We start from the raw sequence: 12,923 nt of genomic DNA, 5'->3' as shown, positions 1-12,923 counted from the left end.
GAGGCACAGCACGTGAGTACCACCACCACGCCCGCGACGCCGGGCCGTGCCGCCGTACCCGGGCCCGGCGGCCCCGGAGGCCAGCCGGCGGCCGCTCCCCGCGTTGTGCGCCAACGGCGCCGTCGGCCCGGGCTGATCGCCCTGTCTGTCGCGTTGATCGCGGCCGGAGGCCTGTCCGGGGCGTTGCTGTTCACCGCGTCGGGGCAGCGCACCGCTGTGCTGGTGGTGGCGCGTGATGTGCCGGTGGGGGCTGCTATCAGCGAAGCCGATCTCGCGCCCGCTTCGCTGGCCCTTGATCCGGCGGTCAAGGCGGTGCCGGTCGCCAAGAAGGCGGGCCTGGTGGGGCAGCGGGCCGCGGTCGCCTTGAAGGCTGGGGCGCTCCTGTCCCCTGCGCAGGTGACCTCGGTGTCGCTGATCAAGGCGGGTGAGCAGCTGGTGGGTGTGGCGCTCAAGCCGTCGCAGCTTCCGGCGAGCCGGCTCTCTCCGGGGCAGAAGGTCTTGATCGTCTCGACTCCGGACCCCAGTCAGGCTGCCGCAGGGAAGGCGGGTGAGGCTGCGGGGGCTCCGAAGACGCTCCCTGCGACCGTGGTCGCGGTCGGTCCGCCGGCTCCGGCCACGGGGGTTGTGGTCGTGGATGTCGCGGTGCCCGCAACGGACGGGCCGGCGCTTGCCGCGCGGGTGGCAACGGGTGCGGTCGCGCTGATTCTTGCTCCGCAGGAGGGCAGCTGATGGCTGTGATCGCGCTGGCCGGGGGTCTGGGTGCTCCGGGGGTGACGACGACCGCGATGGCGCTGCTGATGACGTGGCCGCTGCCGGAGGGGCACCGGGTGGTGCTGGCGGAGGCCGATCCGGACGGTGGTGCGGTCCTGCCCGGCGCCCTTCAGGGCACTTTGGGTAACACGCATGGGCTGCGGAATCTGGCGCTGGCCGGGCGGCAGGGGCAGCTGGCGGAGGCGTTCTGGCGTCAGCTGGTGGATGTCACCGACGCCGGAAGCCGCGACCGCCTGGTCCTGCCCGGTCTCTACGATCCGGCGCACGCGTCGGCGATGGAGCCGGTGTGGAAGCCGCTTGCCTCCCTGTTCGCGGGGATTGAGGCGCATCAGCATGACGTGATCGTGGATCTGGGGCGGCGTGGGACGACGGGTGCGTCGGCGGTGCTGGCGCGGCAGGCCGATGTGGTGCTGGTGGTGGCCCGCAATACGCTGCGGAGCCTGCAGCAGGCGCAGGTCCGCCTGGACGCGCTGCGTGAGCTGATCGGCGGGACCGGTGAGATCGGGATGCTCCTGATCGATCAGGGCCCGTTCTCCAAGGAGGAAGTCCGCAAGACCCTCGGGGTGCCGGTGACGGCTGTGCTGCCGTGGCGGCCCAGGGAGGCTGAGGTTCTCTCGGACGGGGCGGAGCAGCCCCGCCGGTTCGAGGCGTGCGAGCTGATGCGATCCGGCCGGTCGGCTGCGGTGCGGGTACAGGAGCTGGTAGCGGTGCGCCGCTCCCGCCTTGCCCTCCCCTCCCCCACTGCGCGGGTGGTGGCCGATGCGCGCTAACCCCCTGCACCACAACCCCCAAGTAGCCGTGGGAGCGCCGCTTCAGGCCCGCCTGCCCCGCCCCGCTCTCGCGCACACCCCCGGCGGCACAGGGCCAGCGGATCCCCGCACGCCGTCCGCTGTCGGTGCCGCGATCACACCCGCCGCAATCGGCGGGGTGCAGGTCGACTATGCGTCGGTGCGGCTGATCAAGAAGGAGGTCGGGGAGCGGCTGACCGACCTGTTGCGGGCGCGGCCGGGGATGAGCGCGGCCGCGCAGGAGCAACAGGGCCGGCACCTGATCAATGAGCAGGTGGCGGTGTGGTCGGACGCCGAGGCCGTCAAGCGCGGGGCTGCGACGAGTCCGGCCGAGGATGCGGCGATCGCGCAGGCCGTGTTCGATCTGCAGTTCCGGGCCGGCCGTCTGCAGCAGCACCTGGACAACGCGCTGGTGGAGAACATCTTCATCAACGGCTACACGGATGTGTGGCTGGACTTCACCGACGGCCGCCGCGTGCAGGTGGCGCCGGTGGCCGACTCCGATGAAGAGCTGCGTGAGCTCCTTCGGGATCTCGCACGGCGCACCACGGGCCAGGCGGAGCGGAGCCTTTCGACCGCCGACCCGTTCCTGGCGCTGCGCCTGTCGGACGGGTCCCGTCTGCAGGCGGTCATCGACGTCACACCCGGCACCTATGTGACGATCCGCCGGCACAGCATGCGCCACGCCGACCTGCCCGACCTGGTCGAACGGGGGATGCTCGACACCACCCTGGAGCAGTTCCTGCGTGCGTGCGTACGAGCGGAGAAGAACGTGATGGTGGTCGGCGGGCAGGCCGCCGGGAAGACGACCCTGCTGCGCGCGCTGCTGAAAGAGATCGACCCGGACGAGCGGTTCGCCACGCTCGAGACTGAGTACGAGCTGTTCGCCCACGAGAACGGGCACCACCGCCAGGTCGTACCCATGGAGGCACGCGAGTCCAACGGCGAGATGGTGGCAGGGCAGGCCGCGGGCGAGATCACGCTCATGGACCTGATGTACCGGGCGCTGCGCATGACGCTGACTCGGATTGTGGTCGGTGAGGTGCGCGGGCCGGAGATCGTGGCGATGCTGCAGGCGATGACGACCGGCGCGGGCGGCAACCTGTGCACCCTGCACGCCATCCACCCGAGCGTGGTTTTCGACCGGATCGCCGAGCTGTACCTCCTCGCGCAGACCAACATGAGCGAGGCCCTCGCCTACCGGCAGGCCGCGAACGGGCTGCACTTCATCGTGTTCGTCAGCCAGATCGATGAGACGAAGATCGGCGGGCATCGCCACCGGTTCATCTCCCACGTCCTGGAGGTCACCGGTATCGGCGAGGGCGGACGGCCCGAGACGAACGCCATTTTCGGGCCGCGCCCGGAATGGGGCGAGCACCGGGCGGTGCCGCTCATGCAGCCGCGGTGTATCAACGACCTGCGACGTGCGGGCTTCGACTCGTCCCTGCTGAACGTGCCGAGCGGGGCGTGGCCGGCAGCGCTGTCCCTGATGCTCGACGAGGGGGCCATGCTGTGACCGCACTGCTCTTGTGGGTCCTGGCCGGACTCGCCCTCGCGAGCGGTCTGGTGGGCCTGGTCCTCGGCATCGTGGGCACCACCGCTCCCAAGGGGCCGGCGTTGGCCGCCCGGCTCCGGGCGGGCCGGCGTCTGGCCGGGCGGGACGAGCGGATGGCGCGGCGCACGCGTCTGGCCGTCGGTGCCCTCGCCGGTGTTCTGTTGTGGCTGGTGACCGGCGTTTTCGTCGCGGGCGCCCTCGTGCTCCTGGCCGTGATCGGTGTGCCGTGGCTGCTGTCCCCGATGAAGTCGGCGGCGGCGAGGATCGGGAAGCTGGAGGCGCTGGGCGACTGGACGCAGCGCCTGGCCAATGTGCTGCGGCTGGGCCGCGGGCTGGACGAGGCCCTGCAGATCTCCCGCAAGGGCTGCCCCGAGGACATCGCAGGCGAAGTCGGTGACCTGGTGGACCGGCTGCACGTCGGGTGGCGGCCGACTGATGCGCTGCGTCTGTTCGGTGATGCCCTGGGTGATGTGACCGCGGACAAGGTCGTGGCCGCGCTGGTCCTCTCGGCCGCCGACCGGGGCCCGGGCCTCGCGCAGGCCTTGGACGATCTCGCGGAGTCCGTTCATGAGGAGGTCGGCCGCCGCCGGGCCATCGAGGCCGACCGGGCCAAGCCGCGTACCACGATGCGATGGATGACGATCATCACCCTCGGCGTCGCCGGCGCCGGCCTACTCATCCCCTCCTACACGGCTCCCTACGGAACGCTCCTGGGCCAGCTGGTCCTCGCCGCGCTGTCCGCCGGCTTCGTCGGCGTACTCGCTTTGATGCGGCAGATCGCCGACCACAAGCCCGTCCCCCGCTTCCTGATCGCCGACCCCAGAAGCGCCGTCGCCCCGGCAGCTGCCCTTCCCGAACACGGCAGTGCGGAGGTGACGGCATGATGCCCGTGGCCGCGATCCTGTCCGGCGCGACGATCGGCGCCGGTGCCGCACTGCTGATCCGAGAAGTGCTGCGGCCCGCCCCGGCGCTGGGCCCGGCCCTGCGGCGTCTGAACCAGCCCGCCCCGCCAACCACAGCGGCGGCCCCCGCCGACCGGGACGAACAGTGGGGCGCATGGCTGGTCGAGCACCTCGCCGACGTGCCCGGGGTGAGGATCCCGCACAAAGACCTCGCCCTCACCGGGATGACGCCGGGCCGCTTCCTGCTCACGAAGGTCGCGCTCGCGGCGGGCGGGCTGCTGCTGCCGCCGCTGTCCACCATCCCCTTCCTGATCCTGGGACTGCCGCTCTACCTTCCCGCCATCGTCGGGATCCTCGCCGCCACGGCGTTGTGGTTCACCCCCGACCTGGCCCTGCGTGACAAGGCCAAACGCGCCCGAGCCGAGTTCGCCCATGCCATGGCCGCCTACCTCGACCTGGTCGCACTGCGCCGGGCCGGGAACGTCTCGGCGGAACAGGCCATGGAACAGGCCGCCCAAGTCGGCCACGGCTGGGCATTCGTACGCATCCAGGGGGCGCTGGCGCGCTCGCGTGTGGACAAGGTGCCGCACTGGGAGTCGCTGGCCCGCCTGACCGCCGAACTCGACCTGCCCGTCCTCGACGACCTGGCCGCGATCATGCGGCAGTCCGCCGACGACGGCGCCTCCGTCTACGCCACCCTGCGCTCCCGCGCGAAGAACCTGCGCACCGAACTCCTGGCCGCCCAAGCATCCGAAGCCAACGCCGACAGCGAGAAGATGACCGCCCCCGGCGCGCTCCTCGCTGTCCTGGTGTTGCTCCTGATCGCCTTCCCCGCCGTCATCCGCATGCTCAACACCTGACACACGCAAAGGAGTCCCACATGACCAAGCACGTCATCCGGCTGTCCATCGCCCTCACGTCGCGCTGGGAGGACATCAAGAACGGCAACACCGAGGACCGGGGTGACATCTCGATCACCACCGTCATCATCTGGGTCGCAGCGGTTGCCGGCGCCCTCGCCATCGGCGGAACCATCGCGGTCGTCATCGCCCGCTACAACACCAGCCTCTCCGGTATCTAGGAAGACCGAGAGCAAGGGGCGAGCAAGGGGAGGGAGGGAACAGGTGCCGCACGACGAGAACACCCAGCCCAGGCCCATCGGGCCCGAAGGCGCAAGAAACGGGCCCGATGACACAGGCAGGGGCCGGGGTGATCGGGGCGAGTCGTCGATCCAGATGGCGATCGTTTTCCCGTTCGTCATCCTGGTCACCGTCGCCGTCGTGCAGGCCTCCATGTGGGTCCACGCCCGCAACATCGCCCTGACCGCAGCCCGCGAAGGCGTCGCCGCCGCCCGGACCTACCAGTCCCCCGAAGGCGCGGGAGCAGCGCGGGCCCGCGAGACGCTCGGCCGTATCGCAGGCGACAGCCTGCGCGCCCCCGCAGTGAGCACCACGGGGAGCACGGCCACCGACGTGCGGGTGACCGTAACCGGCAGCGCCCCCTCCATGCTTCCCGGCCTCTCGGGTCTATCGGTGTCGCAGTCCGCTTCAGCGCCTCGTGAACGGTGGACCACCCCATGACCACAGCCCGGCGCGGACGTTGGGTGAAGCGGCTGCGGGACGACCGGGGCAGCGAGGCGATCTCCGCCGCGATCGTCACCCCCCTGCTGCTAATGCTGCTGTGCATGGCGATCGCCGGCGGGCGCATCGTCACTTCCGGCGCCAAGGTCGACGCGGCCGCCGAGGACGCCGCCCGCGCCGCGTCCATCTCCCGTACGTACGGCAGTGCGCAGGCCGAGGCTGCCGCCGCAGCCGCGCGCTCCCTCAACGACCAGGGCATCCACTGCGCGTCGACGTCCACGACCATCGACTCCTCAGGGCTGGCCGTCCCGCTCGGCCAGGTCGGCACTGTCACGGTCACGATCTCCTGCACGGTGCCGTTGTCCGACCTGCTGCTGCCCGGGGTGCCGGGCAGCAAGACCATGACCAGTTCGTTCACTTCCGTGGTGGACGCTTACCGCTCCAGGGAGGGCTGACATGCAGGCTCCGGCAAAGCGTGGCGCGTGGCTGCGCGGGGACGAGGGCGGTATCGCCGTCTACACCGCGATCTGCACCGTCGCCCTGCTGGGCATCATCGGCCTGGCCATCGACGGCGGCGGCAAGCTCCGCGCCACCGAACGGGCCGACGCGGTCGCGATGGAGGCCGCCCGCGCCGCCGGGCAGGCCATCGACCCTGCCTCAGCGGTCACCGGCACCGAGATCCGCGTCGACCCCGAGGCCGCCCAGGCCGCCGCCTACGCCTACCTCGCCCGGGCCGGTACCCAGGGCAGCGTGTCCCTGTCCGGGGACCGCACCCAGCTGACGGTCACCGTGAACGACGCCTACCCGACCAAATTCCTGTCCGTCGTCGGGATCGGATCCATGGACGTCACCGGCCACGGCACCGCCCGCCTGTTGCACGGCGTCACCCAGCCCGAATAGCGAACCCGCGCAAGAAGGGGCCCGTTCCATGCCCAAGCCCACCACCCGCAAGCCGCCCGGCACCGGCCGGGCCAGCGGCGTGCGTACCGCGGCCGCCCTGCTACGCGGCCTGCTCAGCCTCGCCGTCCTGCTCGCGCTGCTGGGCGGCCTGCCCATCCTGCTGTGGTGGGCCACCGCAATCGTCGGCCCACCCGGACTCGCAGCCCTCGGCTCCCTGTTCACCACCGACGACTCGGGCCAGGTCTTCCTCCTCGCGCTCGCCGCCGCCGGCTGGGCAGGCTGGGCCGCCTTCGCCGTCTCGGTCCTGCTCGAGATCCCCGCACAGCTGCGCGGCCGCACCGCCCCGCAGATCCGCGGGCTCGTCGGGCAGCGGGCCGCCGCCGCCCTCGTCGGCGCCGTCCTGCTGGCCCTGCCCACCGGTACGGCCCTGGCCGTGCCTGCCTCCGCCACACCCACAGCCCCCGCCACAGGTGTCAGCGCGGCCGCCGTCCCCGGCGCCGCGGCCGCGAGTTCCTCCGGCTCGAAGGCGTCTTCCGATGCCGGCAGCACACAGGTCACCTACGTAGTGCGGGATGCACGCCCGGCCGAGAGCCTGTGGTCGATTGCCGAGACGTCGCTGGGAGACGGGCAGCGCTGGGAGGAGATCGCCGCCCTGAATGAGGGCCGCACCATGCCCGGCGGGCTGGTCTTCCACGCCGAGAAGCCCATCCAGCCCGGATGGGCCCTCTACCTCCCCGCCGATGCCCGCCCCGCCCCGAGCGACGGCGCCGCACCGCAGCAGTCAGGCAGCCCGGCCCCCACCATCTACACGGTCCGCGACGGTGACAGCCTCTCCACCATCGCCGCCGAGCAGCTCGGCGACGCCGACCAGTACGTGCAGATCTTCGAACTGAACCGTGGCGGCCCGCTCCCCGACGGCGGCACCTTCACCGACCCCGACCTCATCCACCCCGGCCAGCACCTCACCCTCCCCCACCCCGACACCGCCAACCCGACCCCGGCAACACCAGCGCCGTCGACGGCCCCGGCTCCGCCGGAGCCTCAGGAAGCCGCCCCTGGACCTGGCCCCACGGCCAAGGAGTCCCCTGCACCGTCCACGCAGCCGGCCCCCGCCACAACCGGAACCGCGACACCGGCAACGCCCACCGCCGGCCCCTCAAGCACGCCGCCGACGCAGTCCTCCACCCCGGCCGCGCCGACGCCCGCGGGCGCATCCGAAGCCCCGGCAACCGTCCAAACCCGGGACAGCAGCATCAACTGGGCGCTGATCAGCGGGATCGGAACGCTGCTCGCCGCGTCCCTCGCCGGTGCCCTGGGGGTACGCAGGATCCTGCAGCAGCGCCAGCGCCGAGCCGGCCAGACCATCGCCCAGGACGAAAATCCGACCGCGCTCGAGCAGCTCCTCGTCGCGACGTCGCAGCCGGCAGGCGTCGAGCTCCTGGACCAGGTGCTGCGCACCCTCGCCCACCACGCCGCCGACCGCGACGTCCCTGTGCCCGCTCTGCGCGGCGCCCGGCTCGACGCGGCCGGGGTGACGCTCCTGCTGGACGAACCCGCCGACCCCATCCCGCCCTTCGCCGAAGGACCCACCCCGCGTACGTGGATCCTTGATCCGCAGGCCGAACTCCTCAGCGCCGAAGACCTCCCCGGCGTCCAGGCCCCCTACCCGGGGCTGGTCACCCTCGGCACCGACGGCGACGGCCTGGTCCTCATCGACCTCATGACCTGCCGCATCCTGCTCCTGGACGGCAGCGACGAGGAGGTCCTGTCCGTGGCGCGGGCCCTCGCTCTGGAGCTGGGCACGTGTGCCTGGACCGATTACAGCGAGATCCTCACCACCAGCCTCGGCACCCGCCTCGCCGGCCTCCTGCCCCAGGGCCGCATCCGCACGATGCCGCACCTGCCGGCCGTCGCCGCTGACCTCGGCGAACTCATGCTGGAAGCCCACCAGAGCGGCGAACAGGTCCTGCCGTGGCTCGCGGTCGGCGCCGGAGAGCTGGACGACGAGCATGTGGTGCAGCTCGCAGACGCCCTTGCCGCGGGCCGCACCCTGGACACCGCAGTCATCCTGCCCGCCACCGCGGCCACCCGCCGTAGCTTCCCCCAGGCCGAAGTCCTCACCGTCACCGACGGCCAGGACGCCCCGGTCGCCGTGCTGGAAACATCAGTGGATCTGCAGCGGATCAGCGACGAGCAGTACCGGCAGTACGTCCACGCCCTCACGGTCTCCACCCAGGAACCCGAAGCGGCGACCGGACCGTGGAGGAACGCCGAGAACCACGGGCAGGCAGCCGCGGGCGGGGCCCCGCTCACCGTCCACGCCGCCGGCGACGGAGCCGTCGACCCGGGCAACCCCTTCCCCGCCCTCCTCGCCGGAATCACCAGCACAGACCCTGCAGCCGACAGCGCCCAAGCCGCTACCGCAGAAACCGGGAGCACGATGGACCCAGGCACGACGGTCGCGGACGACGCCGCAACGTCCGAGGCGGCAGCCGATGCTGACACTGCTGCCGCAGGGGCGTTGCCCGGATCCGTGCAGCTCCCCCACCAGACCGCTCCCGCAGACGACGACGGCGTGCGCATCGACGTGCTGGGACCGCTGCGGATCACCGGGAGCGGTATCTCCGCCCACAGCCCGCGCACCACCGCCGTCGCCGCGTACATCCACCTGCGGCCCGGCCGCAGCGCCGACGCCCTGTGCGCGGCGATGGACTACGCGAACCCCTGGTCCACCAGGACCCTGCACTCACGCCTGTCCGAACTGCGCAGCGCCATCGGCCTACACAGTGACGGCCAGCCGCTCCTCCCCCGCCCCAAGACGGGAGCCGGATACGCCTTCCACCCGGCCGTCACCTCCGACTGGGCGCAGTTCCAGGACCTCGCCAGCCGGGGTCTTGCCGCAGGCCCGCTCCACGGCATCGAGGACTTGGAGGAGGCGATGGCGCTCGTACGGGGCAAGCCGTTCGACGGCCGGACCCTGCCCTGGGCGGACCCGGTCATCCAGGACATGCTCTCCAGGATCACCGACACCGCGCACACCCTCGCCCGCTGGCACGCCGACGGTGTCCTGCCCGACCTGGACGCCGCCCGCCGCACCGTCCACAAGGCCCTGGACGTCGAAGAAACCTCCGAAGTGCTCTACCGCGACCTGCTGACCATCGAATGGGCCGCAGGCAACAACGCCGCGGTCCGCCGGACCGTCACCCGCATCCAGCAGATCGCACGCACCTACGACCTCACCCTCGAAGACGCCACCGAAGACACCATCACCCAGGTCCTCTCCGGCAAACCCGCCCCTTCCAACACCCACACAGTGCGGGCCTGATCTTGTGATTTATGGTCCGGTGTCGAGCGCGTGCCGGGCCGGGATCCACTTTCCCGCCGGGCGCCGCCCTATCCGAACCCCAAATCAGGGGCCTTCCAGTGGCATGGGCACTGGATCCGGATGCGAGCTACGGTTGCCAACGTACTGGTCCGCGCAGTGAGACGGACGCAGTCCAGGACCCTCAGCTCCTGGACTGCTGTGGTGCGCTCCGGTGGCACCCGCTGAACGTACGGCAGCCAGCAGGCTGCCGGCCCGCCGTTGGGCGCCTCGCACGCTCGGACCCTGTCCACGGCCGACCACGTGGCAGGAGGCTGTGCAGGTCTACCCCTATCAACGCAGGCTGTGTCGTCAGTGTGTGGCGGTGTTGCGGAGTGTAAGGGTGGTCTGCGCGGCGTCGGCGAGGGTAGTCGACTGCACGATTCGGACCGCGCCGAAGGTGGTGGCGTCGCTCCAGGCGCACACCGCCTGGTCGCCGTCGAGTCCTTGGGAGAGGCCGCAGGCGAGACCCCCGCCGTACTGGCCCGGGTCGAAGCGGGTCACGTCGTGGGCTTTCGCACCGGTGAAGTAGTTGAGGAACTCCTGGGAGATCGACTTGGTGGCCTTCTCCTCGCGGATCTTGGGGTCCCACTCGGCGCTGCGGACCATGACGAGCAAGTCGAGGTCCTCGTCCCCGTCCTTGTCGTAGTAGCCGGTCTTCATTCCCTGGGGCAGTTTGCGGCCCGCCAGCACCGCTGCCTCGGTTTGCTTCGCGGCCTCGCCGGTCATCAGCCGGAACTCCGCGAAGCTGTCCGGCAGAACGACGGTGCGCGACGTGTCCGCCTGCCGGCCATCGGAAACGGGCCCGGTCGCCACTGCTTCGGAGGCTCGTGGTTCCGGGTTGTACGACGCCACAGCCTGCATCGCCGCGCCCACCGCGATTAGCGCTGTAAGACCGATGATGATCCGTCGGCGCCTCCGTTCCTCGCGAAGGGTGGTGGCAGGGTCGCCCCCCGCCGGGGTCGACGGGGCGCGCCAGGACCGGGTAAGGCGCCAGAGCAGCACGATGGCGACGCCGAAAATGGAGAGAACGCCGGTCACCTGCCCGATGGCAAAGCTCTGAGAGGTTGTGTCCACGTAAGCAACGATCACGCTCGGCATCGTACGTGCGATCGAAAGCCTGGTGGATCACGATTCGGCACCCCCCCACATCGATGGTCAACCACGGGGTGAGGTGGGTGAGTCCTCAGCTTGTCATGTTGGTCCGCCATCGAACGGTTCTCGAACTTGTTCGGGTTTCCCCTGTTCACGGCATGTCCGTGGGGTCGCGGCTTGATCCTGCGTGGAGAGGCCGGCGGGGCATGGAGGCCGAATTGTGGAACTGGTCGAGCACGAGGTCCAACGAGACGCGTTCACGACCGTGACGGAGTTCCGGTCGGAGCTGTACGCGTGCCTGGTCTCCAGAAGCGACGCGCTGTTTGAGCTGTGCGACGCCCTGCTGTGCACCGACGGGCCGGTCCGCAGTCTCGTGGACCTGGCCCTTGCGCCCGAGCACCGTCGCGGGCACGGCGCCCTATACTCCGGGCTGAACCTGGGCCGGATCGACGTTGCCCGGCTGCGGCGGGCCCTGGCCGGTGTGCCGTTGCCCCGGGCTCGCGACGGTCGGCTGGTGTTGGCCGTGGACGTCTCCCCACGGCTGCGGCCGGACGCCGACACCTGCTCCGACCGTTCCTTCTGCCACACGTTCGGCCCGGGGCCTGGGCAAGCACCAGATGGTGCCCGGCTGGCCGTACTCGATCGTTGCCGCGCTGGAGACGGGCCGGACCTCGTGGACCGCGTTGCTGGACGCGATCCGGCTGGCCCGGCGCCGATGCCGCTGCGGTCACCGCCCACCAGGTCCGCGACGTCGTCGAACGCCTTACAGAGGCCGTGCAGTGGCGGGACGGGGACCCGGAGGTCTTGGTCGTGTTGGACGCGGGCTACGACGCGCCCCGCATCGCGCACCTCCTGGCCGACCTGCCCGTGGAGGTCCTGGGCCGGCTCCGCTCGGACCGGGTGATGCGCAAGCCAGTGCCAGTGCCAGTGCCGTGGGTCTGCCCGCCGCAGGGCGGTCGTCCACCCAAGCACGGCGGCGAGTTCGTCTTCGGAGACCCAGCCACGTGGGACGAGACCGCCGCGGTCACCGTCACCAGCACCGACCGGTGACCGACGAGCCGCCGATCGGTCACCAGTCACCGGCGCTCGGAACGGTCACCAGTCACCGCGGCCCGGATCGGTCACGCGAGGATCGGCCAGCACTCACCGGCCCGCTCCGCACCAGTCACCAGACCCACGTGCCCGCTGCGGGGGCGGTGGTCGGGGTGTCGGTGACCGGTGACCGGTGCCGTGGGAATCGGTCGTGACCGGTGACCCGCGAGCCGTCAATCGGTCACCGGGCGCGAATCAGTCACCGGTCACCCGGTCCCAGATCGGTCACCAGTCACCGGCCCGCTCCACACCAGTCACCAGAGCCACAACCCTCAGCACGGGGTGATCGAGGCTCAGTGACCGGTGACATGGGAATCGGTCATGACCCCGATGGCCGACGAGCCGTCGATCAGTCACCAGTCCCCGGCACCCGAATAGGTCACCGGTCGCGCAGCCCCCGGATCGGTCACCACGATCGGTCAGCACACACCGGCCCGCCCCGTACCAGTCACCCCGATCGGTCACGCCACTGGTCACCAGCCGGTCGCGGTCACGATCGCCGGTCACCGTTCCGGTGACGATCCAGAGGGACTAGGCAGTGTCTGATGGCTCTTGCCCGGCATGGTGGATCTGTTGCCGTTCCGGGCATGAGTCGGTCATGGTGCGCCGGCATGAACTGACGAATGCCCAGTGGGAACACATAGCCCCGCTCCTGCCGGAGACGGGTGGTCCGGGTGGCCGTTGGGCCGACCACCGGACCGTCGTCAACGGAGTGCTCTACCGGACACGGACCGGGATTCCCTGGCGTGACCTGCCCGAACGCTACGGATCCTGGCAGACCGTCTACGAGCGCCACCGCCGCTGGCCGGCGGATGGAACCTGGTCGAAGATCCTGCAGGCGTTACAGACCGGCGCCGATGCCACCGCCCAGGACACGGA

The 12,923-nt window shown here is 71.0% G+C and carries 12 protein-coding genes and 1 pseudogene; 12 read left to right on the top strand and 1 reads right to left on the bottom strand.

The features are described from left to right. Positions 1 to 12: 12 nt before the first annotated feature. The 10 genes from AB0D44_RS29835 (at position 13) to AB0D44_RS29790 (ending at position 9,821) form a co-directional block, all read left to right on the top strand. Positions 13 to 729, top strand: coding sequence for an SAF domain-containing protein (locus AB0D44_RS29835; protein WP_362596588.1), 717 nt, complete (start codon positions 13 to 15; stop codon positions 727 to 729). Beyond that, positions 729 to 1,541, top strand: coding sequence for a hypothetical protein (locus AB0D44_RS29830; RefSeq protein ID WP_362596586.1), 813 nt, complete (start codon positions 729 to 731; stop codon positions 1,539 to 1,541). Before AB0D44_RS29835 ends, AB0D44_RS29830 begins: the two co-directional genes overlap by 1 nt. Continuing rightward, positions 1,531 to 3,075, top strand: coding sequence for a CpaF/VirB11 family protein (locus AB0D44_RS29825; protein ID WP_362596584.1), 1,545 nt, complete (start codon positions 1,531 to 1,533; stop codon positions 3,073 to 3,075). Before AB0D44_RS29830 ends, AB0D44_RS29825 begins: the two co-directional genes overlap by 11 nt. Then, positions 3,072 to 3,998 (top strand): type II secretion system F family protein, encoded by a 927-nt coding sequence (locus AB0D44_RS29820; protein WP_362596582.1) that lies wholly within the window; start codon positions 3,072 to 3,074, stop codon positions 3,996 to 3,998. The genes AB0D44_RS29825 and AB0D44_RS29820 overlap by 4 nt, the downstream gene beginning before the upstream one ends. After that, complete coding sequence (locus AB0D44_RS29815; RefSeq protein ID WP_362596580.1) at positions 3,995 to 4,876, top strand: type II secretion system F family protein; 882 nt, start codon at positions 3,995 to 3,997, stop codon at positions 4,874 to 4,876. The genes AB0D44_RS29820 and AB0D44_RS29815 overlap by 4 nt, the downstream gene beginning before the upstream one ends. A 20-nt stretch (positions 4,877 to 4,896) precedes the next feature. Further along, entirely contained in the window at positions 4,897 to 5,097 is a 201-nt protein-coding gene (locus tag AB0D44_RS29810; protein WP_362596578.1) for a hypothetical protein, read from the top strand. Positions 5,098 to 5,251: 154 nt separating this feature from the next. Further along, positions 5,252 to 5,596 carry a TadE family protein gene (locus tag AB0D44_RS29805; RefSeq protein WP_362596576.1) on the top strand — a complete coding sequence of 115 codons (345 nt, stop codon included), beginning with the start codon at positions 5,252 to 5,254 and terminating at the stop codon, positions 5,594 to 5,596. Beyond that, positions 5,593 to 6,051, top strand: a complete 459-nt coding sequence (locus AB0D44_RS29800) for a TadE/TadG family type IV pilus assembly protein (RefSeq protein WP_362596574.1) — start codon at positions 5,593 to 5,595, stop codon at positions 6,049 to 6,051. The genes AB0D44_RS29805 and AB0D44_RS29800 overlap by 4 nt, the downstream gene beginning before the upstream one ends. A 1-nt stretch (position 6,052) precedes the next feature. Next, positions 6,053 to 6,496 carry a pilus assembly protein TadG-related protein gene (locus AB0D44_RS29795; protein WP_362596572.1) on the top strand — a complete coding sequence of 148 codons (444 nt, stop codon included), beginning with the start codon at positions 6,053 to 6,055 and terminating at the stop codon, positions 6,494 to 6,496. Between the two features lie 28 nt (positions 6,497 to 6,524). Further along, on the top strand, positions 6,525 to 9,821 hold the full coding sequence (locus tag AB0D44_RS29790) for a LysM peptidoglycan-binding domain-containing protein (RefSeq protein ID WP_362596570.1): 3,297 nt from the start codon (positions 6,525 to 6,527) through the stop codon (positions 9,819 to 9,821). A 348-nt stretch (positions 9,822 to 10,169) separates the two neighbouring features. On the opposite strand, the gene AB0D44_RS29785 is transcribed toward AB0D44_RS29790, so the two are convergent. Next, positions 10,170 to 10,949, bottom strand: a complete 780-nt coding sequence (locus AB0D44_RS29785) for a hypothetical protein (RefSeq protein ID WP_362596568.1) — start codon at positions 10,947 to 10,949, stop codon at positions 10,170 to 10,172. Positions 10,950 to 11,139: 190 nt separating this feature from the next. Here AB0D44_RS29785 and AB0D44_RS29780 point away from each other — a divergent pair. After that, positions 11,140 to 12,002 (top strand): annotated as a pseudogene (locus AB0D44_RS29780) (transposase). A 640-nt stretch (positions 12,003 to 12,642) separates the two neighbouring features. Continuing rightward, on the top strand, positions 12,643 to 12,923 hold a 281-nt coding region (locus AB0D44_RS29775; RefSeq protein WP_362596566.1), incomplete at its 3' end, for a transposase.

The sequence above is a fragment of the Streptomyces sp. NPDC048349 genome (assembly GCF_040651925.1).
Taxonomy (GTDB): Bacteria; Actinomycetota; Actinomycetes; order Streptomycetales; family Streptomycetaceae; genus Streptomyces.
The sequence above is the reverse complement of the archived record's forward strand: the minus strand, read 5'-3'. Positions and strand labels throughout refer to the sequence as shown.

Bases quoted from the DNA above. Each gene is read 5' to 3' on its own strand.
- AB0D44_RS29825 (WP_362596584.1), top strand. From the start codon at position 1,531: ATGCGCGCTAACCCCCTGCACCACAACCCCCAAGTAGCCGTGGGAGCG.
- AB0D44_RS29830 (WP_362596586.1), top strand. From the start codon at position 729: ATGGCTGTGATCGCGCTGGCCGGGGGTCTGGGTGCTCCGGGGGTGACG.
- AB0D44_RS29805 (WP_362596576.1), top strand. From the start codon at position 5,252: ATGGCGATCGTTTTCCCGTTCGTCATCCTGGTCACCGTCGCCGTCGTG.
- AB0D44_RS29810 (WP_362596578.1), top strand. From the start codon at position 4,897: ATGACCAAGCACGTCATCCGGCTGTCCATCGCCCTCACGTCGCGCTGG.
- AB0D44_RS29800 (WP_362596574.1), top strand. From the start codon at position 5,593: ATGACCACAGCCCGGCGCGGACGTTGGGTGAAGCGGCTGCGGGACGAC.
- AB0D44_RS29790 (WP_362596570.1), top strand. From the start codon at position 6,525: ATGCCCAAGCCCACCACCCGCAAGCCGCCCGGCACCGGCCGGGCCAGC.
- AB0D44_RS29795 (WP_362596572.1), top strand. From the start codon at position 6,053: ATGCAGGCTCCGGCAAAGCGTGGCGCGTGGCTGCGCGGGGACGAGGGC.
- AB0D44_RS29815 (WP_362596580.1), top strand. From the start codon at position 3,995: ATGATGCCCGTGGCCGCGATCCTGTCCGGCGCGACGATCGGCGCCGGT.